The organism is Marinagarivorans sp., assembly GCF_982758155.1.
In genome coordinates this window covers 1-21,417 of record NZ_CEXWTU010000008.1, presented here as the reverse complement: position 1 = coordinate 21,417, position 21,417 = coordinate 1, and the positions used below count along the sequence as shown (strand labels likewise).

The window sequence follows — 21,417 nt, the reverse complement described above, 5'->3', positions numbered from 1 at the left end:
GTAGTAACCTCGTATTGTGTAGGGGCCGCGTGTTAATAAATGTCCGGCCTGACCTTGGGGTAAGGGTTGGTCGTTATCATCAACAATGTATATTTCATCATCTTGAGAGATGGGCTTACCCTGCGTGTTAAAAATAATGTCGTCGGTATCATTTAAACGGGTGTAATTAACTAAGCCTTCTGCCATGCCAAAAACTTGTTGAACTTGGCATTTTAAAGCATGCTTTATTTTTTTAGCGGTTACTGGGCTAAGTTTAGCGCCGCCGACTTGTAGCACTGTGAGACTACTAAAATTGTATTTGTTTTCTTTTTGAGCATGTAAGTGTTGTAGCCACGCAATCGCTAATGGGGGCACGAGTGCACAGTGGCTGATGCAGTGCTTTTCAATTAAACGCAGTGCATACTGGGCTTCGCTAACTATACTAAAAACAATGGTGCCGCCGGCTTCGAGTACACCTAATAACCCAGGAGAACTTAAGGTAAAGTTATGGGCAGCCGGTAAAACAGCTAAGTATCGAGAGTCTTGCGTTAAGCCACTGATGGCTACGCTTTGGCGAATGCTGTAATAGTAGTCGTTATGGCTGCGCGGTATTAATTTGGCTACATTGGTGGTTCCACCGGAGAGCTGTAATAACGCTAAATTATCGGCGTTAATTGGGGCTTTATTCAGCGTTGTATTTTTTGTATACAACGTGTTTAACAGGATGACGTTTTCGTTAATTTGGACGATCTCATTGGTTTCGCTGGTTTGTGGTACAGCAATGATGTGATCGACTAATTGGGTGATGTCATTGTAATGATCAAAACCGCCAACGCTTTTGAGTTTTTTTGTACCCGAAGTGCTGGTTGGACTGGATTTCTCTAACACGGAAAATCCAATAAATACTTTGGCTTCGCTGTGGCGAATAAAATGACTCAGCTCTGTACAGCGATGCGCTGGCAAGGCGAGAACGGGCACGGCTCCAATGTGGATTAATGCAAAGAATACTTCAATAAATGCACTTTGGTTGGCTAGTTGTACAACAACGTTATCATCGCTGTTAATGCCCATTGATTTAAAACCAGCCGCCAGTTGTTGGCTTCGCGCCAATAATTGTTGATACGTCCATTGTATTTCGCCATCAATTATCGCAATGGCATTAGCGCGTAGAGCCGCTTGTTTCTCTAAAGTTAATGAAAGGCACTCGTCTTGCCAGTACCCTTTGTCGCGATATTTTTTTGCAATATCTTCTGGCCAAGCGGTCAACGCTGAACCTTGAGGTGTTGTGTTTTCAGAGTTTGGCGAACCCGTAAGTTTGCGCTCTGAGTATGAGGGTGCTGTCAGTAAGCTATTCATTGATCAGCTCCTAAGGCAGCTTGCATTTTCGTACCCATTGCATTAAGCATGGTGTTGAATTTAGCACCGGTTTCGCGTGTTTCTTTTTCTGGACATGAACCGGCAACAATACCGGCGCCGGCATAAAGTCGTATTTTGCAATCTTCTACTTGTGCGCAACGTATCGTGACCACCCATTCACCGTCACCTTCGCTATTGCACCATCCGACCATGCCCGTAAATAAATTACGGTCGTAATCTTCAAGTGCTTGGATAGCTTTAAATGCGGCTTGTGTGGGGTAGCCGCAAACGGCGGGTGTAGGGTGCATGGCAAGGGCTAGGGTCAGTGCCGTTGTATTGGGATCTTTTAATTCCCCTTCAATTTTAGTGCCTAAATGCCACATGGTTTCTGTGGCGACTAGTGACGGCGTATCGGGAATGCGGAGGTATTTACAATAAGGCGCCAGCGCTTCTTTAATCGCTTTGATCACTAATGCATGTTCGCGCAGATCTTTTTCAGAGCATAAAAGTTGTGCGCCACGAGCCCGATCTAAAACTGGATCTTGACTGCGTGGTTCTGAGCCCGCTAATGGATGGGCATAAACGCGGTTGTCTTTACGTGAAATTAAAAGCTCTGGGCTTGCCCCGACTAAGGTATGTACGCGTTCACCGTTCTCTAGCCCTTTTAAGTCTATGGCAAAGGTGAAGCCTTGAGTATTTTTTATAGCTAGATTTTTTAATAGCGCATGGGTATTGGGTGGTGCGGGATAATCAACCTCTAAGGTTCGAGACAATACGACTTTCTCTAATTCACCACGAGCAAAGCGCTTAAGTGCATCTTTAACGCTGCGTTGAAATATTGCCGGTGCGGGCTGTGGCGTAATAGTACCGGCTTGCGCACTAATTTTTTCTGTTTTTAGCGGCGTCAGGGTCTTTAAGTGCTCCAGTCCAATGGCCGTAGAGACGTTAGTACTTACGCGTAGATGCGCCGGACGATTGACATCAAATGGCACCGCGCCAATTACTACCGGGTGGTTAAAGCCTAATTCTTTAGCAAAACGCAGTGATTCACTCGCTTGCTCCGCTAAATTTTTTGTTCCTGCAATCAATAAACTGGCAAACGGGGGTTTAGCTAATAATGTGTTTTCTTTGGATGTGAAAAAAATATCGCTATGGGGCCGGTACTGCTCAATAAGCGGCGTTGTAATGCTGGAAGCCCCCGCCATAAGATTAACGTGTTCAGTAGTTGAATGCATAGATTGCTCTCCTCTGATGTGGTGGATAAAGTACGTTATGATGTTGGGTCAGGGGCTCTGGCTGGGTTAGCGCAGGGCTCTATTTTTTAACACTGCGGCTACGCTCCGTTAGTCAGCGTGTTAACGCGTTGGGTCAGGCTGGGAATCCTTTTAGTCCACAACACGTTTATCTATAGTTTTCCTTTATTGCGGCGTTACCTCTACGGTTAAGAAAAATGCATGGATGTCGGTATTCGCAATATCGCCTGAACTTGCTTTTGTTGATGTGCTTGGCAAAGAAAGCTCGCCTTCCATTAAATACAATCCTGGTTCTGGCCACGTAATACTGAATTCACCTTTTGAGTTTAAACTGGGTGTTTCTGTATTTCGCTGATTACGATAGCGGGTGTTGTGAAGTGTTATTTTTAAATCAACGGATTTTTGCAGTGTTGTATCGGTTATCGCTTTACCGTTAAAAAGTAGGGTGTATAGCGCCGCTTCTTTCGCGAATAGTTCATTGGGGTGGGTGCTGTGTTTTAGCTCAAGGCCTATGCCTTTTGGTGTTACGGCTTTTGTTGTTAGCTTGTTGCGTGTGATGTAGGTGTGAATGTCGTTATAAATTCGCAACGTTTTTAAATCTGAGGCGCCACTGGGTAGTTTGTCTTTCACTGTTTTCAGCGCCCCGAAAAGCCGGCTCGGGGTGCCATCGATTTTTTTAAACAAGGTGACATCCACCGGATTTTGTATAACGTTGATGCGATAAGTGCCTGATTGTTCCAGTGTAAAAGCCGTAGCACTTTTTCGACCTAAGTTAACTATTGGTAGATCGTTGCCTGTACTACCTTGGGGCATTAATACATTGACCCGTGTTGAATTCAACATTTTCAGCATGGGATTGTCATCTTTTGAACTATTTTTTTTACTTTTTAAGTCGCTACCTAATGATTGAATTGTAATGCCGCCTAATGGAAGATCTGGATGAAAAATATCATTAGAAATACTAAAGTCGATACTCACCATTGGAGCTTTATCGCCAGACAAAATGCTATGGCTAGGGATAACCCAGCGACTATGACTAAATGCTGTATTACAAAGCACTATGGTACAAAGCCCCAGGGCAATAGCGCTTAAGTGCAGGCCTGGTTTGCGGCGGAGTTTAGTGATTTTAGATTGACAGGTTTTTGATAATGTATTTGTGAACATAGGGCGCCTAGTTAAAAATTTTTGAGAGTTGAATCGTGGCTTGGCCAATTTCGCCGGCAGCAGAAATGGTTATTGTGCTACCTGCGGTATCTTTCGTGAGTATGATCGACTGCCTAATATAGGTTCTGTCGCCTTCTTCGCGGACCATTTCAATATTTAATAACACTTCATTGAGGTTTACTTTTTTCCCTGAACTGTCGCGGCCATCCCAAACGATGGAATAATTTCCTGGTTTTTGTGTGGCGCCACTCAGCCCATCTAAGCCTTGGCTGTTATGCAGTTTTCGCCCGAGTTTTCGCCACCATTGACGCATATCTTTTAGCCATGTTTCATCGTCGTACCATACTGCGAGTGTTTTAATGGGATTGCGGTTTACATCTTCTAGCCATACGGCGACAAAGGGGCGGTGGTAAGGCGATGCATTTATTGCTGGCACGACTAAATCGATACTTAATGCAGGCTCACCCGCAGCTTTGGTTTCGCTGTAAGAATGTGAGGCATTAAGCGGCGATAATGCTAACGCGATGCAACATAAGTGTAAGCAGTGTTTAATTCGATGAAATAGTTTGATGAATGTCATTATTCCACTCCGGTTAATCGTGGTACCCACAGCCCGTAAATAAGCAGTGGTGTTAATAGTCCAATCAAACCGCAAATAAGGCCTGTACGCCGGTACTTTTTGTTTTGCAGTAAAATGACTAACCCTGCCATTGAAAACAACAGCATTGCAGCCGCACTAATATCAATAACCCAAGACCAAACGGCGCCAGTATTGCGGCCTTTATGCAGGTCGTTCATGATGGTTAGCCAAGAACCTTTACGGTATTCCAACTCCATGCTTTGGTCTTCAAAAAGTAGAATAGCGCTGGCGTAGCCTGCCGGTAGTTTGTAATCAAAAATAATTTCACCGGCATCGGCATCCAGAGCTATATCGTTTATTGGATGTAAGTTATAGGTTTTTTTTAAATGTTGCTGTAATACATCTAATGGTGGATCTTCAAAAAACTGTTCTGCTGTTTTTTCAAAATAGGCATCTATATTCTTTGGTAGCGTCATTTCCACAATATGATCAGTGTGTTGCTTGCTGAGCCAACTATTGTGGTTGATTAAAATGCCTGTAATACAAAAAAGTGCCAGTAGTATTAATAGCGCCATCGATAAATACACGTGTATTACGCGCGCTAATGAAAACCAATAGCGTATCGAATTACGGGGGCGTTTAGTCTGCGTTATACGATTTTTTTGTTTGTCTGCCTTCAAACGGCTATAGGTAAAAAAGTAGCTATAAGGCGCCGTTAGTTTCATAAAGCCCAAATTCCTAAGTGTTAAAATTTTGCGTGGTGCACTAGCGGCCACGCAAGGTTTTTATCAAAATTGATAGGATATGCTGCCTTTAATATTGCGGCCTGGCTCGTAATCGGTAAGGAACAGTTCGCCGAATACTGGGTGAAACGATACTCCGGTACGCGAAGCTTGTGAGGCATAGTATTCGTCGAATAAATTATCGACTCCAAAGGTAAGGGCTAGGCCTTCAGAAAACTTAGAGGGTGTCCAGCGTACAGAAATGTTGTGTACGCTATAGCCGTCTTTTTCATTATTTAAGGTCGCACCGTCTAAGTCTTTTCCTGCGGGTAAACTACTGACGTGCATTACATCATAATGAAATTTCAGATCTGCCTCTGGAATTGCGTAGTCGAGCATTAGACTAAATGTGTCGCCTTGTTTTCTATCGGTGCGAGCACCATCAAAACCTTCCTGCACAATGACCTGTTCCATATTGTCATTATCAAGTACTGGGGTGCCTGCACGGTCTACGATGAGGTAATCCATTTCGGCGTATTCATCAAAAGCAGAAAGCTTGCTATCTACTGATGAGTAGGTCAGTAATACGCCGAGATTATCTTTAGTGTAGCCCCAGTATGCTTCTAAACCGCGTAAACGCATGTTGCCCACGTTGTCTTTAGGTAGGGGGGCTTCGTAAAGAGTGTAATTAATATAATCGTAGATGTAGTCTTCAATAACTGTTTCAAATGCTGTAAAACCTGCACTAAAATTAGAGCCTTGGTAGGCAAGACCAAATTCGGTGTTCATACCTGTTTCGGCTTCAATGTCAGCGTTATAGATATCGTTAGCGCCAGCACCATTAAATACTTCAGAAAGCTCAGGGCCTTTAAATAGCTGGGTTGCGCTAGCGTTAAAGGATAATCCTTCTTCGAGTTGATACTCTAGCGCCACAGCGAGAGTTGGCTCACTAAAGCTGTTATCAATTAAGTGACTTTTGATATCCCAGGTTTCATAGCGCACACCCGGTGTGATGGTGAGGTTGTCGGTAAGGGCTATTTTATCTTGAATAAAAATGGCAGACGAAGTGGCCTCTTCTGTAACTGTTGAAATTTGATTGCCGTTTTCGCCGAAGGCAAAGTGCTGGGTGTCATAAGCAATAATGTCTACGCCGTAAGTTACTTCGTGGGTAATATTGCCGCCCAGCGAATGCGATGCCAAAAGGTTAACCCCATTATTTGTTGCTTCGCCAGTTTGCAGGTAAGTTGCGCCTCCACGACCTTTGCCTAGCTCGTTGCGCTCGAGCGTGCTTACATTATTAAATGCCGCGACTTCTATACTGCTGTTATTCCAATCGCCGCCGTAATTCAAGGTGAGCGTATCGCGAGTAAACTCTGTGGGTAACAGCACTGACTCCCCATTGCCAATAGCGACGTCGGTGGCAATTCCCATGTCGGGGCGGGAGCTGTAATCGCCTTCATCTTTATAGGCTTCGTAACCAATTTTAATGCGTTGTTCGTCTGTTATGTCGATTCCTACTTTAACTAATGCATCTAGTAAGTCGCCCTCTAAACCGCGAACTTTGCCATCGGTATTGTCGATTAATTTGCCGTTAGCGTCTTTAATCTCGCCACCACCGACTTCGTAATTATCACGCGCGACACTATTGATGTAACCGAGGATGTCTACCATGGCGCCAAGCTGCGCATATAGGCTACCAGAAAGGTTGGTTGAGGCATTGCTTGCTAAGGTTGCATTAATGCGCCCGCCCAATTGATTGTCCTCGTTGAGTAAATCTTTGGCTGAACGCGTTTCAAACCGTGCAACACCGCCAAGCCCTCCATTAATTACTGAGTTGTTACCGACTGCAATATCAGCCGACTGCAGAATGTCAGCGTGGATTTGCAGGTTGCCCATGTGGTGGAACATATAGGTGTTTTGGTTGGCGCCATCAACGCTAATACGCAGGTCTTTATCGCTTAGGCTGCGAATAGTAATACGTTGGTTTAATGAGTGTGCGCCGCCGACATCAACACCGGGAATTACGCGTAACAGGTCGCTTAAGTGATCGGCTTGGCGTATGGCAATGGCCTCTTCGCCTAGGTCTATCGATGTGGCTTTGACTTCTGTGCCCCAGATATAAATCTCTTCAATCGGTGCTTTGGCTGTGCCGCTTGTAGTGTCTTGCGCATATCCCTGCGTTGCTACAGAGCAAAGTAGGCCAGCACTTAGCGATTTAATAGTTAAGGTTAGAGGGTGTTTTCTAAACGGGTACAACATGGAATCTCCTGAGGAGTGCGGGTAAGCTGAGGGATTGCGCACTGTTTATCTAAATGAGAATGATTTACAATAGCGATTGATTCTACGTAGCCAAGTAGCAGAGATCTAGGAGATTGCGTTATGCAAAACAGCCAGAGTGATATGCAATATGGTCGATTGCTTTGCGCATACGGGCCTTCATCGACGGAATCCAAGGGTTCGCCTATCAGTGCTGCACAACTAAGGAAGATGGCGGTTCGGGCGGGGCAGCATTACAGCATTGCAGTACCGAATGATGTGATGGGTAGCAATGAGCAAGAGGGGGACCTGGCGGCGGTGCTGAGTGGGCAGGTTGTTATTCAGGATGCTGGGGATGCCTTTACGGTACACACTACCGATGCTGTTGCAGAACACAGTTGGGTTGCAGAGATTGAATTACCCGCGGGGCTGATTTTTTGCTTTATAGAAGAGGGGGAGCTGAGCTTTAAGCTGGATACACAGGATTATCATTTTCAAGCGGTCAATAATATGGCTGAAAGTAATGCGCCCAATAATTGTTTTTTGCTTAATTTAGAAAAACCGGCGCGATTGAAGCGAAATATAGTGGCAGGCATTAAAACTAAAAAGCTGAATATCACTGTGAGTCGAACCTGGGTGGCAAGACATTTGTTGTCTGATACTTATTCGAATAACAACGCAGCGGAATCATTATTACCCTCTCTTGCGCATGGTGAAATTTTACGCTGGCGAGCAGAAGCTGATTTAACCCAAATTGCGACGAAATTGCTTAAATGTAGTCAACAGGCTGGTAGGCAGAGTGAGGGGCCCGTGTTGTTAACGGATAATACACCTTTGGTTAGTTTATTTTTGCAGGGGCAGGCAATCCAGTGTTTGGCGCTCGCTTTAAATGATGGTCTGCAGTTACAGTGTGATTATTGTAATAAGCCCAAGCTTGATGAGTTACAGCAGCGATTTATGATGATTGTTGAGCGTTATATTAACAATGGTGGTGATTCTCCCGCTACGCTTACAAACGCTGCGTTCGTTAATGCGCAAAACACAAGTGTTCGCTGTATTGCGGACGAACTAGGCATGAGTGTAAGTGCTGTGCAGCGGTTAGCTAAACAGGTTTTAGGCGATAGCCTTGTAAATTATATACGCTCGAAAAAATTAGCTATCGCGCGAAAATCATTGGAGGCCGGCAAGCTCTCTATTGGTGAGGTGGCGTATCAAGCCGGTTATAAGCATGCATCTAATTTTGCTATTGCTTTTAAAAAAGCGTTTGGTTTAACTCCGGGTGCGTTACGGGGCGTGCATGAAATAACTTCCCGTTTTTGAATTCCTGGGTGCACGCTTGCCTTCGTTAAAAATATTTGCAATAGCCGGCTATTACGCCATATTTTCGCCTCGTCAAGCAAGCACCCACAAACCCAAATTCCAGCAACTTATTCCATGCGCGCCCCTTACGGAGTGAATAAATTAGGTTCTTTTAATTTTTCGTTTGCGACGGTGATTGGTTTTTTCTTGCTGTGCAATAGCCCAGTCGATATGTTCTTTGACCATGGGGCTGGCAGTTTCGGCTTTTGCTTTCAGCGCAATAATAATAGCTTCCTCTGCGGGCGCATTGCCTAAACCTACCGCCAGGTTGCGTTGCCATCCATCATAACCTACACGCCGAATGGCTGAGCCTTCGGTGTTTTTAAGAAAAGTATTTTCATCCCATTGGAATAGCGTAAGTAAATCGCAGTCATCGAGTTGGTGCCTGGGTGAAAAGTCGGGCTCTGTACTGGTGTGAGCATATTTATTCCACGGGCAAATGGCTTGGCAGTCGTCGCAGCCAAAAACGCGGTTACCCATGGGCTCGCGAAATTCTTCAGGAATAGTACCTTTGTTTTCGATCGTTAAATAACTAATGCAGCGCCTTGCATCTAAAGTATAGGGTTCGGGAAAGGCATCGGTTGGGCAAACCTTTAAGCAGGCGGTACAGGTGCCGCAGAGGTCTTCTGGTTTTCGATTGTCGACAGGTAAGGGTAGTGAGGTAAATATTTCGCCCAAGAAAAACCAGCTACCGGCTTCGCGTTGTAAAACTAAAGTGTTTTTACCAATCCAGCCTAAGCCTGCTTTTTCGGCGAGTGGGCGCTCTAGCACCGGTGCGCTATCCACAAACGCGCGTTGGGTTGGGTTTGCTAAGCCTGCTTTTTCGGCGGCCTCATTGATTTTGCTGGCGAGTGTTGCCAAACGTTTCCGCATTAACTTGTGATAATCGCGGCCCATCGCGTAGCGTGCAATATAGGCTTTGCTGGGTTCTTTCAGAATTTTTATATGCCGACTATCTTGCGGTAAATAATTCATGCGTACAGAAATAATACGCGCAGTACCGGGTAATAATGATTCGGGCGTATGGCGCATATCGCCATGGTCCGCCATCCAGGCCATCTCACCATGATAATCGTCGGCTAACCATTGCAGCAGTTTTTCGCGATAACCGTCGAGGTTGGTATCGCAAATACCTATGTCATCAAAGCCGAGCTCGGCGCCCCATTCTTTAATGGAGGCGAGCAAGTGGGTGTAAAAATCTGTTGTTGAGATATTAGGCATACGGTTATTTTTTCACAACAATTGCGTAAAGGTCTGTACGGCGGTCTTTAAGGTTGCGTACCGAGCCTTCGCTATGAAGAATCTTTAGTTTGGATATATCTAAATCAGAAAAAAGTAGCATTTCGGTGTTTGGGGTTGCTTCGTTTAATACCGCATCGTGCGGGAATGAGAGATCTGATGGCGTAAGTACGGCAGACTGGCTGTATTGTACGTCTAGACTTTCGACTTCAGGCAGGTTGCCGACGCTGCCGGCAATGACGACGTAACATTCGTTTTCAATGGCGCGGGCTTGGGAGCAAAGGCGAACGCGTAAATAACTGTTTTTGGTATCGGTCCAAAAGGGCACAAATAATATGTCTACCCCTTGTTCAGCCATTATCCGCGAAAGCTCGGGAAATTCCACGTCATAACAAATGAGTATGCCTACTCGGCCTGCGTCGGTTTGAAAAACTTTCACTTTATCGCCACCGCGAATAACCCAGTCGTTGGCTTCATGTGGGGTGATGTGAATTTTACGTTGCTCGTCGATTTTACCGCTGCGGTGGCAAAGGTAGGACACGTTGTAAATTTCATTGCCATCGGCTAAGGGCATAGAGCCGGTAATAATGTTGGCGTTGTATTCGATGGCCATGCGCGACATATCTTCACGCAACTGAGCAGTATATTCGGCAAGTTGGCGAATGGCGGCTGTTTGTGAGGGCTGCGGGCTTAATGCCATTAATGGTGCGTTAAAGAATTCGGGGAATAAAATAAAGTCGCTTTTATAATCGGATACGGTATCTACAAAAAATTCAATTTGATCTAGCATCGCTTGATAAGAGTCTACAGCACGCATTTGCCATTGTACTGCACCAACACGCACGGTCGTTTTAGGTGTTTCCAATACGCTATCGAGGGGTTCGAATAAAATATTATTCCACTCGAGTAGGGTGGCGTAACCTACGGATTTTTCGTCTTCGGGTAAATATTTTTTCAGTAAGCGCTTTACTTGGAAGTCGTTAGCGAGCTGAAAGCTTAAAATAGGGTCGTAGATGCGCTTATCATCGACCTCACTGATGTATTGCATCGGTGAGAGTGTAGCGCTGTGTTGGTGGTAGTTAGGAATGCGGCCACCTGCCAAAATTGCCCGTAAATTATATTGCCGGCACAGTTCTTTTCTTGCATCGTAAAGGCGGCGGCCCAAGCGCAAGCCTCGGTGACTTTGTGTAATTACCACATCTAAACCGTAGAGCGCGTCGCCTTCAGAATTGTTATTAACTTGATCGTTGGCGTCGACAATATCTTCGTAGGTGTGCGGGTTGGAAAACCGCGCATAATCTACCTGTACACTTAACGCTAAACCGACGAGTTTATTATCGTCCAATATGCCAATTTGGCCCTCAGGGAATACTTTGATTAAATATTCAATGGTGTGACTGGGCCAAGCCCCGCCGAGCTCAGAATAGACTTCATCCATTAAAACTTTAATTTGCGGGTACATTGCCAAGGAAAGATTGCAAATTTCTAATCGCGTTTGCTCTGCGGACATAGGTTACTCATTGATAATAGGGGAGGATATTTCACGTCTGATTCAGCCTCTAACAGGCCGCTTGATATCACGGTTTGCTAGTAACAACAAGTTACGAGGGCTAATTTCATTTTCACAAAAATTCTGCAGGGTTGCGGTATAGCCTCGCTCTTCAAGAAAGACAGCTTTGTCCAAAGCTAACCACAGCTCTAGTGGTCGCCTAAAGCAGTGCCGAACAGCATCGCGCTGCATCATAAATAGTCGTTCTTGTTTGCCTACATCTTCAAAATGCTGCCATTGGGTGTTGAACGGTAGCGTCAGTTGATGGTATTCGGCGGCCCATTGGCAAAATTGCTCAAAATTTTCGAATGATTGCTTTTGTGTTGAGGGTAAATTTTTATAGCTTGTGTTGGGCTGTTGTATTTGCCGTAGGTTTTCATAGCCGAAGCGCCAGTTCAGTTCGCGGGCGCGCTGTTTGCGCTCGCGGTTGCCGGCGGTTACTTGGTTTTGCTGCGCTAGGCGCAAGGCTTGTAAATTAAGAGTATTGGGTAGCGATGATTCTTGGGCTGCTTGCGAAAGGGCTTGATAATGGGGCGCTTTTTGGCGGTGATAGCAGCAGGGGGCGAGGGCAATTGCTGCGGCTTGATGCTGAACTGCGGTGTGTAAAAAGTCGCAATGTAAATCGCCACAGGCGTGCAACGCCATCCAGTAGGGTGAATCCAGCTCGGCGCTGAGAGGTAGTTTGTGGATGTCTGCATTAATAAAGTGTTGTGCAAGCTTTAATTTATTGGCGTGTTGCTGCCCTTGCTCGCATAGGCTCTTTTGCCATTCTATGCTTACCACCGGTTGTTCGTGCAGCCAGCAATGCAGGCGACCAAGGTGGCCTTTTCCGGCACACCATTCGATGGCGGGCGCTACAGTATTACGGGGCGTTTGATGACGCGAGGCGGCGCAAAACAATTGAATTTGTTGCCATTTCCTACCGGGAATGTCGGTATGTAGCCAAAAGGGAATGGCGGGCAGTGTTACGGTATTTACCGGCATTGGTTCGCTGCGTGCGAGCCAATCAAAGAGCGAGGGGAAATCTTTGGAAAAGTAATACGCTTGTTGTTGCACATCATTATCCAACGCCCAAAGCTCGGCTTCATTGAGGTGCGCTATTTTTTTGGTGGCTTGCTCGATATGGGCGGGTTTCTGCGTGAAGGCATTGAAGTCCCAGTAGCGTCTCGTTTCAACAAGAATAGCCGCGCCACTTTGCAGGAGGTTTAAGTGATTTCTAGGTTTAGATAATTCGCTGTAAATCACGGTGGCTCTAGGTAGTAAGGTGAATATTCGTTGGTGTTTGGGCGTTATAAATGGCTAACACTAAGTGTGCTGGCGGTATTTTACGCGAGCGAGGTTACAGCTGGCTATTTATTGCTGTACCCGATAATGCAAATGGTCAGGCAGTGACCGGGAAACGGGGGCACAGTCGATACTGTTGCAGTATACTGCGGCTTTAATTTGCTATTAAGTACTCAAGTTATGTCTGAAAAACCTGCGATCCCGTTGTTGCCTCGTTACCTCTATTGCTCTGAACAGGTACGCGAGCTTGAGCAGTTGTTTATGGAAGGCCAGAAAACATCAGGTATTGTTTTGATGAAGCGTGCTGGCCGAGCGGCATTTGAGCTGCTTGAAAAGTTGTTTCCTCATGGCTCTATTACAGTCCTGTGCGGTGCAGGTAATAACGCTGGGGATGGTTATGTGGTTGCAGCCTTAGCGGCGCAAGCGCGTAGAGATGTACAAATTTTGACTGTCTCACCACCGGCAAAATTAACCGGCGATGCCCGCCGTGCCTATTTATATGCGAAGCAAGAAGGCGTAAATATCCTGCCTTACTCTACCGGTGCGGCAAGGCACCTGCCAGATGGCTGTGTAATTATTGATGCGTTGGTGGGTACGGGTTTAAGTGGCGAGCTGCGAGCCAATATTCAAGATGTAATCTGTGAAGTGAATGAAACGCGATTACCGGTATTGGCTATTGATGTGCCGTCGGGGCTTTGTGCCAATACAGGTCGTACATTAGGCGAAGCGATTCGTGCGTTCGCTACGATTACTTTTATTGGCTGCAAGTTAGGGCTTTTAACGGGGCGCGCTCCGGCTTTAACTGGCGATGTCTACTTTGAAGATTTAGGCGCACCGCGCATATTGTATTCAGCTTTTACGCCGGCCGCATTTTCGGTGGATTACTCGGCGCTTAAGCGCGAACTCCCCCTTAAAGAGCGCGACGCGCATAAAGGACAAAGTGGTCATGTTTTGGTGGTCGGCGGCGATTTAGGTATGGGCGGCGCTGCGATATTAACTGCTGAAGCAGCGGCTTATTCAGGCTCTGGCATAGTGAGTTTGGCGACGCAGCAAGACCACGTAATGGCCTCGCTGGTACGAAAACCTGAAATTATGGCGAGAGGGGTTGATTCTGGCGGGCAGCTATTACCGATGCTAGAACGGCCTAACGTTATCGCTGTGGGGCCAGGATTGGGGCAAAGCAGTTGGTCTGAGCAATTACTGCAGCAAGTACTGAAAACGGATAAGCCCTTAGTTTTAGATGCCGATGCATTAAACTTATTGGCCGATTCGCTTCACAGTTATGCCGGTCGAGGCAATTGGGTATTAACACCGCATCCTGGTGAGGCGGCGCGTTTATTACATACCAATACGGCCGTTGTTCAGCAAAACCGGTTTGAAGCTGTGAGCGAAATTCAAAAGAAATACGGTGGTGTTGTTGTGTTGAAAGGCGCAGGCACGCTCATTTGCGATGGCAAACGTACCGTAGTGGCAAAAGTCGGTAACCCCGGTTTGGCGACGGCGGGCAGTGGTGATGTTCTGACGGGCATTATTGCCTCGTTGATTGGTCAGGGCATAAGGTTATCCTCTGCTGCGCAGCTTGGTGTTTGTGTACACGGCGAAGCGGGCGATACTCTGGCTGAAAAAAACGGGCAGTTTGGTTTAGGGGCTAGCGAGTTAGCCCCTATCGTTCGTCAAATCCTTAAGTAAATTGCAGGTAAAGACAGCCATGAACAAAGTATTGGCTAGCCATAATGAACAGTTGTCACTGTTTTTGCATAATGAGTTAGATACTGTTGCGCTGGGTCAAAAAATCGGCGCGGCGCTGCAGGCCTCTGGTGGTGTGGTTTTTTTATCAGGCACCCTAGGCGCGGGTAAAACAACGTTTACCCGTGGGGTGTTACAGCATTTTGGTCATTCAGGTGCGGTAAAAAGTCCAACCTATACACTGGTCGAACCTTACCGTTTGCAGGAGCGGGATATTTATCACTTTGACTTGTACCGTTTAGCCGACCCAGAAGAACTTGAGTACATGGGAATTCGAGAATACTTTGACGGTCAAGCTTTGTGTATTGTTGAGTGGCCAGATCAAGGGCAAGGTTTTTTACCGCAGGCCGATATTGTGATTAGTCTTAGCCCTTCCGAGGAGGGGCGCAAGGCGCAACTTAATGCGAACACCGATGCGGGATGCGCGGTACTGCGGCAATTAATGTAATCCACGTGCTTTAAATACGTTGATTACGTATTAGATTATTCGTCAATTTCTCGGGTACGGATCTCGAGTAGGGGTGTTGGGAATGTCGCGCAGGCGATGGCAAAAACCATTTTTATGGTCAGTGTTATTAGGAATTGTCGTTTTTCTTGGCAACGTGGCTGCTGTGCAGGCGGCGCAAGTCGAGAGCGTACGCTTATGGCGGGCACCCGATAATACGCGCTTGGTTTTCGATTTGTCGGCGTCGGCAAATCACAAGCTGTTCACGCTCGAAAACCCTAGCCGAATTGTTATTGATATTCACGACACCGAGTTGAAAAAAGGCTTTGGTGATGTCCCCATTGACGATACCCCAATAGCGAAAATTCGTTATGGCGACCGTGGTAATGGGACTTTGCGCGTTGTATTGGATATGTCGGCTCCGGTTAAGCCGCGAAGCTTCGCGCTGCCAAATCATGGCGACAAACCCGACCGCTTAGTGATCGACCTTTACGATGGGAGCCAGCCAACGGTTAAGACGGTAACGGCGGTTAAAGAGGTGGCTAACAGTAAGCGCGATATTATTATTGCCATTGATGCCGGTCATGGTGGCGAAGATCCTGGTGCCTTGGGCCCCAAAAAGTTACTCGAAAAAGATGTTGTGCTGGCCATCGCAAAACAAATGGCGCGTATGGTAGATGATACGCCGGGTTATAAAGCAAAGTTAATTCGTGATGGCGATTATTACATACCGTTAAAAGAGCGTCGTAATAAAGCGCGTGATTTAAGAGCGGATTTATTTGTGTCTATTCACGCCGATGGTTTTAAGAACCCTAAAGCGCGGGGCGCTTCTGTATTCGCATTATCGCGCACAGGGGCAACGAGTGAAACGGCACGTTTTTTAGCTTCGAAAGAAAATGATGCTGATTTAATTGGTGGTGTGGGCGGGGTTTCTTTAACCGATAAAGATGACGTACTTGCGGGTGTGTTGGTTGATTTGTCGATGACGGCAACGCTCACTAATAGTTTACAAGTTGGCGATCACGTATTAAAAAATATGGGCCGCATTTCGCGTTTGCATAAAAAACAAGTGGAGCAGGCGGGTTTTGCTGTTTTGAAATCCCCCGATATCCCTTCAATTTTGGTTGAGACGGGCTTTATTTCTAACCCGCATGAGGCGAACAAGCTGGCAACACGCAGTTATCGCAAGTACATGGCTAAAGCTATTTTTGACGGCGTACAGCATTATTTCGAGCAACAACCACCAGCCGATAGTTGGTTAGCCTGGCATTTAGAGAAGAAGCGAAAAAATCTACCTTCGGAGTATGTGATCGCTAGAGGGGATACCTTATCTGATATCGCAAAGCGCCACAGTGTGAGCGTTAAGCGCCTGCAAGAGTATAACCGCTTGAGTAATGCCTCAATAAAAATAGGGCAGAAGCTGCAAATCCCTTCTAGCTGAAGGGATTTTCGTTAGGGCTACAGCCGATTAAAAGCTTAAGCTTAGACCGGCGATAAAGGTACGCCCCATTCCTGTATTTGAGCGCAGGTGGCCTGCGCTGGATTCATAGTAATCTGTATCAAAAACATTTTTCATATCAGCGCGCACCCGCAACTGGGATTCCCCGATTTGCCATTCATAGGATGCGCCAAGGTCGACAACGTTAAAGGCTTCTAATAGTTGTTGGTTGGCATCATCACCAAAGCGATCACTGACGTAGAGCATATTCAGCGTGAAGCTTAGCGGCATTTGCGTGTGGAAGCCGGCTGGCTTGTAGTTCATAAAAACGTTAAACATGGTGTCGGCAACGTGCGCCGGCACATTGCCGTTATTATTGCCCTGTGTGATTTCGGCATTCAAAAAAGACAGTGCTGCGATGATATTAATGTTTTCTTTCGGTTGGTAGGTAAGGTCTAGATCCCAGCCTTGTACGGCTTGCTCTGCCTGAACAATAGCGCGCCTAACACCGTCCCAAATTTGAATATCAACTATGTTTTCTTTATTTATACGGTAAATGGATGAGGTGCCACTGAGGCCATTGGCGAGAGAAAAGACTTTCACCCCGAGCTCATACTGGTCAGATTTTTCGGGCTCATCAATCACGCTGCCAATATCATCGATAATGTAATTGGGTTTTACGCCTTGTGCATAACTGCTGTAAAGCGAGTAGTTGTCGCCCCCTTTAAAAACTAAGCCTAGCTGCGCGGTTGTTTCTTTAAAGCTGGGCAGCTCGGTGGGTGAGTTATTTTGAGGTGTTTGCAGTTCGGCTTTGGAAACCATATGGCGGCCGCCAATAGAGGCGACCCAGCGGGTGCTTAGCTCAATGCTGTCTTGTAGGTAAATACCATAATCGTGGTATTTCAAATTTTGATGGCGCGTTATGAGTGAACCTAACACAAGGCGCTCGGTAGTGACGGCTTCGGGGGTATTGTTATTGCCTAGTGCAATGCGCTCAATATCCTCGCGTTGCTCTAGGGTTATGCTTTCGTCAACGGTCTGTGAGTGGCTATCGACACCCAGTAAAACATGGTTGGCCAAGCCCAATATTGTTGGCGACCCTTGTAAATTAAGGCTAAAAGCTTCGCTGTCTACATTGGCGCTTTCATCGTAAATACTTTGTATCTTGGCGATTGTGGCTAGTGGATCGCTCGGCGTTGTTTGCAGTGGAATTTCGCCGGCAACAATGAGTACGCCGGGGTTTACTTCGTCGGGGCGAACGAGCGGACTGGTCGTGATGAAGATATCACTGTCGCCGCGTACTCCCGATTGGGTTTCACTTAGCGCCGAAACTTGCCCCCTAATTTGCCAGCTATTATTAAAAGCATAATGAAAGTCTCCGTTCCAGAGCGAGAGTTTGGCATCAAAGTTAGGCTTAGCTTGCCGCGCCGTTTGTGCTAAAGCAAAAACATCTACAGCGTCGCCAATCGGGGAAAAAATAATACTACCTTGGTCGCGTTGGTAGGTTGATTCTTGTTGTAAATACGCGAGCTCAAAATGGGTTTTATTATTGGGTTTGAAGCGAAGTGCAGGGTAATAAGCCGTTTTTTCGCCATCGCTTTGGTCCTTTAATTCATCAAAGCTTTCGTGTGCCGCGATTAAACGATAAGTGAGTACGGAGTTTTTATCGAAGGCACCGGTGATGTCAGCTTCTTGGTTTTGATAGCCGCCGGTACCCGTGCGTAGGCCTAGTTTTAGGTGTTGTTCGTCTAGCGGGCTTTTACCCACAAGGTTAACAATGCCGCCGGGTTCAGCTTGACCGTAACGTAGGGTAGAGGGGCCTTTTAAAATCTCCGCTTGCTCAACCACGGCCGGTAAAATTTTAGTGCCGAGCTGTTCGTCTAATCGAAACCCTTGCCAGTACAAGGCATTTCGGGGAAAGCCTCGAATATAAAAGTCATCGTTGGTGTCGGCGAGGCCATCGGCGGGAGTAATGCTACTGCTATTGCGCAGTAATTCCATAATGTCGGTTGGTGCTTGATCTTCAATTAAGGCTTGGGGTAACACGCTTAGAAAGCGAGCGGTATCGTAAACGGATAAACCGTTGTGTACTTGCGAGCTAGTCACTGTGTTATAGCGTAGCGGTAAATTTATTCCGGTGACAATGACTTCTTCGAGAAGAGCGTCTAAAGGTTGTTGTGGTTTGGGTGTGTTTTGGGGGTCGCTGATGGGGGTGGGACGGTCATGAATGACGATGCGCTTGGCATCGGCTTGGTAGCTAAAATCAAGCGGTGCGTGCGCTAATAAATGCCGCAGTGCTTTTTCGACAGGATAGCCGCCAATAATAGGGCTAGAATTAAATCCCGCGACTTTCCCTTGTTGCACAACCACGGAAAGCCCCGATTGCAAAGAAAACTCCAGCAAAGCTTGGCCTAATGGCAGTACCGGTAAATCGTAATAAATAATGGCGCTAGCGGGTTGTGTTATGTCTGGCGCGGCCACATCTGATGCTACAGCTGAAGGCGTAAACGCTATTGCGATACTGGTTGTTGTAAATGTTGTTGTAAACATTGTTGCAAACACTGCGTGTGCAGCAGTTCGCGAAAAGCGGGCAGAAATCTTTAACATAATTCATCCATAAGCTTTTATGTGTAAAAAGCTCACGTTTAGATTGGGTGAGTGAGGCTTTTTCGTTGCTGATTCTTGGCGGCTTATGTGTAGCGGAGCAAGCATATAAAATGCGCCGAATCCTTTCGGCGTATGATCACACAAAGTCGTTGCGCTGTATAAGCGTCCTTGCCTATTTGTATGATGGCTTAGTGTTTTAACCTAAAATCCTTTGCGGTTACCCTTCCTTTGTTAATTCAGTGTCTAAATTTTGTACTTCCGGTCTTCTTTGATCCTTTGCCTATAGCGGTGTCCTTTATCCATGAGATTCCATTTTGCCTGCTTGGCTTACATTCTCTGTAGGTAAAACACCGCAGAATCAAAACCCCTCATAAAAAAGTGAATATTTTTTTGTGAGGGCGTAAAAAGGAGATGGTGGCTATGGCTGGCTCTCGAGTACTGCGCTGCCATCGTTGCGATAATCTAAATTCAACGATAGAGATTGGCTTAAAGTACTTAAAGCTTGCTCGAAGCCTTCGAGTTGAATAACCGCCATTACCGATTGCTGCTCTAGCTCGGGGCTCGCGAGAACAATTGTGCGGCCAAAGTAGTTGCTCAGTTTTTGGGTAACGTCGACCAGAGGTTCGCCTTTAAAGATAAAGCGTGTTTTGCGCCAGGCGAGAGAGTCTTTTGCGTTCACATTAACCGGAGGCTTACCGGCTGCCGCGCTTTTAAAGTTGATCTGTTGGTTTGCGGTTAGCTCGGTCGCGGGAGTGTTGGCCGGTGTTACCGCTACGCGGCCTTCAAGCACGGTCACTTGCGGGCTTTGGCTTGCCAGTGAGACGGAGAACTGTGTGCCTAATACCGCCACGTTACCGCCGGGTGTTTGAATAATAAAAGGGCGGGTCGTATCTCTGGCTACATCAAAAAATACTTCGCCCTGCTGTAATTCGAGCTCTCGTTTGTGGCTAGATAGCGCCACTGTAATGCGTGAATTGGGCTGTAAAACCAGTTGGCTGCCGTCGGCGAGGGTAAAGGTTTGGCGTTCGCCTTCTGGGGTGAAGTACAGCTCTGGTGCGGCGGGGCGTATAAACAAAAACACCGCTAATACGCAGGCTGTTACCAGTGGGCTAGCAACCCAAAGCGTGGGCCATTGCCATTTTCGGGTGGCATTATTACGTGCGCGCAAAGATTGCTTTGCGGCTTGTGCGGCGACAGCACCCTCATTTTGCCAGAGAGCTTCGGCTTGAATATAAGCCCGTTGGCGGCTAGGGTCACCGGCAAGCCATTCGGCAAAAGCCTTTTCTTCGGCAGCGCTTAAATCTGGTGATTGCAAGCGGGTAAGCCATGCCAGCGCCTGCTTGTGCAAATGGCGTTGCAGCATGCGCTTAAGCTGATTGCGAAGGATGGTTTTCATGGTTTTCTCACTTGCTGCGCCTGTGCATACAATGGGTAACTACCTTTAGAACACCGCACGGCCATTATTCCTCATTGTTTTCGCGTAAAATTTTTAATGTTTTCATCATGTGCTTCTCAACACTACTCACAGACATGCCCAACTCACGGCTTATGGCAGCGTAAGTTTTGCCTTCTATACGGTTCATGTAAAACACTTGCTGAGTTGCAATCGGTAGCTGGGCAACACATTCTTGAATTTGCGCCAGCGCATCTTCGGCAATAACGCTGCGTTCTAGCGAAACGGTCGTGGCGGTATCGTCACATTGCTGTAAATAGTCGCTGTGGTGGTTGCTTTGGCGCAGGCGGTTGAGTGCTAGGTTGTTGGCGGTTTTGTAAAGGTAGGCGCGCGGGTTTTCGAGTGTCTCGGCCGATTCCACATTGAACATGTTGTGAAAGGTATCTTGCACGATCTCTTCGGCATCATCGGGGTTGCCTAATTTTCGCAGAGCAAAACGCAATAGCTCTTCTTTGTGCTTGGCGTAAAGCAATTTTAAAAACGAAAATTTCTTCATAAAAATAGAGCGTGCTCGGCATATGTGCGGCGCATTATAGCGATGGATCCTTAGATCGCGTCCAGTGTTTAATGTAAATACTGTGCATTGGCGGTTAATAACGTGCTTTGTTTATTCGCCCCTTACGTTAGAATTGCGGCCTTAATTTTTTATAGAGCGTTGAGTGCCGATGTCTGAAATTAGCTTACTTTCCCCCCGCCTAGCCAACCAGATTGCTGCCGGTGAGGTCGTCGAGCGCCCAGCGTCTGTGATTAAAGAGGTGTTGGAGAACAGCTTGGACGCTGGTGCGACGCAGTTAGATGTGGAAGTGGAGGCGGGCGGTGTAAAGCTCATGCGGATTCGCGACAACGGTTTGGGGATCGCGCAAGACGATCTCGCTCTGGCTTTAGCGCGCCACGCAACCAGTAAAATTCAAGACCTCGACGATCTAGAGGCCGTGGCCACCCTGGGCTTTCGCGGCGAGGCGCTTGCGAGTATCAGCTCGGTCTCAC

General features: G+C 46.8%; 17 protein-coding genes. 5 read left to right on the top strand and 12 right to left on the bottom strand.

Annotation, left to right across the window (positions count from 1 at the left end):
- The 6 genes from AC3A8L_RS02035 to AC3A8L_RS02010 form a co-directional block, all read right to left on the bottom strand.
- Positions 1-1,335 (bottom strand): AMP-binding protein (locus tag AC3A8L_RS02035; RefSeq protein WP_487960551.1); only part of this gene is annotated, 1,335 nt, incomplete at its 3' end.
- Positions 1,332-2,570 (bottom strand): isochorismate synthase, encoded by a 1,239-nt coding sequence (locus AC3A8L_RS02030; protein ID WP_487960550.1) that lies wholly within the window; start codon positions 2,568-2,570, stop codon positions 1,332-1,334. The genes AC3A8L_RS02030 and AC3A8L_RS02035, both read right to left, overlap by 4 nt.
- A 183-nt stretch (positions 2,571-2,753) precedes the next feature.
- On the bottom strand, positions 2,754-3,752 hold the full coding sequence (locus AC3A8L_RS02025) for a DUF4198 domain-containing protein (protein WP_487960549.1): 999 nt from the start codon (positions 3,750-3,752) through the stop codon (positions 2,754-2,756).
- Positions 3,753-3,759: 7 nt separating this feature from the next.
- Positions 3,760-4,332: a DUF2271 domain-containing protein gene (locus AC3A8L_RS02020; protein ID WP_487960548.1), complete on the bottom strand. Its 573-nt coding sequence runs from the start codon at positions 4,330-4,332 to the stop codon at positions 3,760-3,762.
- The gene (locus AC3A8L_RS02015; RefSeq protein WP_487960547.1) at positions 4,332-5,057 is read right to left on the bottom strand and encodes a PepSY-associated TM helix domain-containing protein; all 726 of its coding nucleotides are present in this window, start codon (positions 5,055-5,057) and stop codon (positions 4,332-4,334) included. Before AC3A8L_RS02015 ends, AC3A8L_RS02020 begins: the two co-directional genes overlap by 1 nt.
- Before the next feature lie 63 nt (positions 5,058-5,120).
- A complete protein-coding gene (locus tag AC3A8L_RS02010; RefSeq protein ID WP_487960546.1) occupies positions 5,121-7,313 on the bottom strand; it encodes a TonB-dependent receptor domain-containing protein in 2,193 nt (730 codons plus the stop codon).
- Between the two features lie 120 nt (positions 7,314-7,433).
- On the opposite strand from AC3A8L_RS02010, the gene AC3A8L_RS02005 reads away from it, so the two are divergent.
- The gene (locus AC3A8L_RS02005) at positions 7,434-8,630 is read left to right on the top strand and encodes a helix-turn-helix transcriptional regulator (protein ID WP_487960545.1); all 1,197 of its coding nucleotides are present in this window, start codon (positions 7,434-7,436) and stop codon (positions 8,628-8,630) included.
- A gap of 141 nt (positions 8,631-8,771) precedes the next feature.
- On the opposite strand, the gene queG is transcribed toward AC3A8L_RS02005, so the two are convergent.
- From queG to AC3A8L_RS01990, 3 genes are read right to left on the bottom strand one after another with little or no spacing between them, the layout of a single operon-like run.
- On the bottom strand, positions 8,772-9,890 hold the full coding sequence (gene queG / locus AC3A8L_RS02000; protein ID WP_487960544.1) for a tRNA epoxyqueuosine(34) reductase QueG: 1,119 nt from the start codon (positions 9,888-9,890) through the stop codon (positions 8,772-8,774).
- 4 nt (positions 9,891-9,894) lie between these two features.
- Positions 9,895-11,418, bottom strand: coding sequence for a carbon-nitrogen hydrolase family protein (locus AC3A8L_RS01995; protein WP_487960543.1), 1,524 nt, complete (start codon positions 11,416-11,418; stop codon positions 9,895-9,897).
- Positions 11,419-11,460: 42 nt separating this feature from the next.
- Positions 11,461-12,702 (bottom strand): methyltransferase, encoded by a 1,242-nt coding sequence (locus tag AC3A8L_RS01990; protein ID WP_487960542.1) that lies wholly within the window; start codon positions 12,700-12,702, stop codon positions 11,461-11,463.
- 219 nt (positions 12,703-12,921) lie between these two features.
- On the opposite strand from AC3A8L_RS01990, the gene AC3A8L_RS01985 reads away from it, so the two are divergent.
- From AC3A8L_RS01985 to AC3A8L_RS01975, 3 genes are all read left to right on the top strand, one after another.
- On the top strand, positions 12,922-14,430 hold the full coding sequence (locus AC3A8L_RS01985) for an NAD(P)H-hydrate dehydratase (protein WP_487960541.1): 1,509 nt from the start codon (positions 12,922-12,924) through the stop codon (positions 14,428-14,430).
- Positions 14,431-14,449: 19 nt separating this feature from the next.
- Positions 14,450-14,935 (top strand): tRNA (adenosine(37)-N6)-threonylcarbamoyltransferase complex ATPase subunit type 1 TsaE, encoded by a 486-nt coding sequence (tsaE, locus tag AC3A8L_RS01980; protein WP_487960540.1) that lies wholly within the window; start codon positions 14,450-14,452, stop codon positions 14,933-14,935.
- 76 nt (positions 14,936-15,011) lie between these two features.
- Positions 15,012-16,373 carry an N-acetylmuramoyl-L-alanine amidase gene (locus tag AC3A8L_RS01975; protein WP_487960576.1) on the top strand — a complete coding sequence of 454 codons (1,362 nt, stop codon included), beginning with the start codon at positions 15,012-15,014 and terminating at the stop codon, positions 16,371-16,373.
- Between the two features lie 27 nt (positions 16,374-16,400).
- Here AC3A8L_RS01975 and AC3A8L_RS01970 read toward each other — a convergent pair whose 3' ends face one another.
- The 3 genes from AC3A8L_RS01970 to AC3A8L_RS01960 all read right to left on the bottom strand — a co-directional run bounded on the left by AC3A8L_RS01970 (position 16,401) and on the right by AC3A8L_RS01960 (position 20,926).
- Complete coding sequence (locus tag AC3A8L_RS01970; protein ID WP_487960539.1) at positions 16,401-18,977, bottom strand: TonB-dependent siderophore receptor; 2,577 nt, start codon at positions 18,975-18,977, stop codon at positions 16,401-16,403.
- A gap of 418 nt (positions 18,978-19,395) precedes the next feature.
- Positions 19,396-20,373: a FecR family protein gene (locus tag AC3A8L_RS01965; RefSeq protein ID WP_487960538.1), complete on the bottom strand. Its 978-nt coding sequence runs from the start codon at positions 20,371-20,373 to the stop codon at positions 19,396-19,398.
- Positions 20,374-20,437: 64 nt separating this feature from the next.
- On the bottom strand, positions 20,438-20,926 hold the full coding sequence (locus AC3A8L_RS01960) for an RNA polymerase sigma factor (protein ID WP_487960537.1): 489 nt from the start codon (positions 20,924-20,926) through the stop codon (positions 20,438-20,440).
- Positions 20,927-21,095: 169 nt separating this feature from the next.
- Between AC3A8L_RS01960 and mutL the strand changes: the two genes are divergently transcribed.
- The coding region (mutL, locus tag AC3A8L_RS01955; RefSeq protein WP_487960536.1) for a DNA mismatch repair endonuclease MutL at positions 21,096-21,417 on the top strand (322 nt) is incomplete at its 3' end.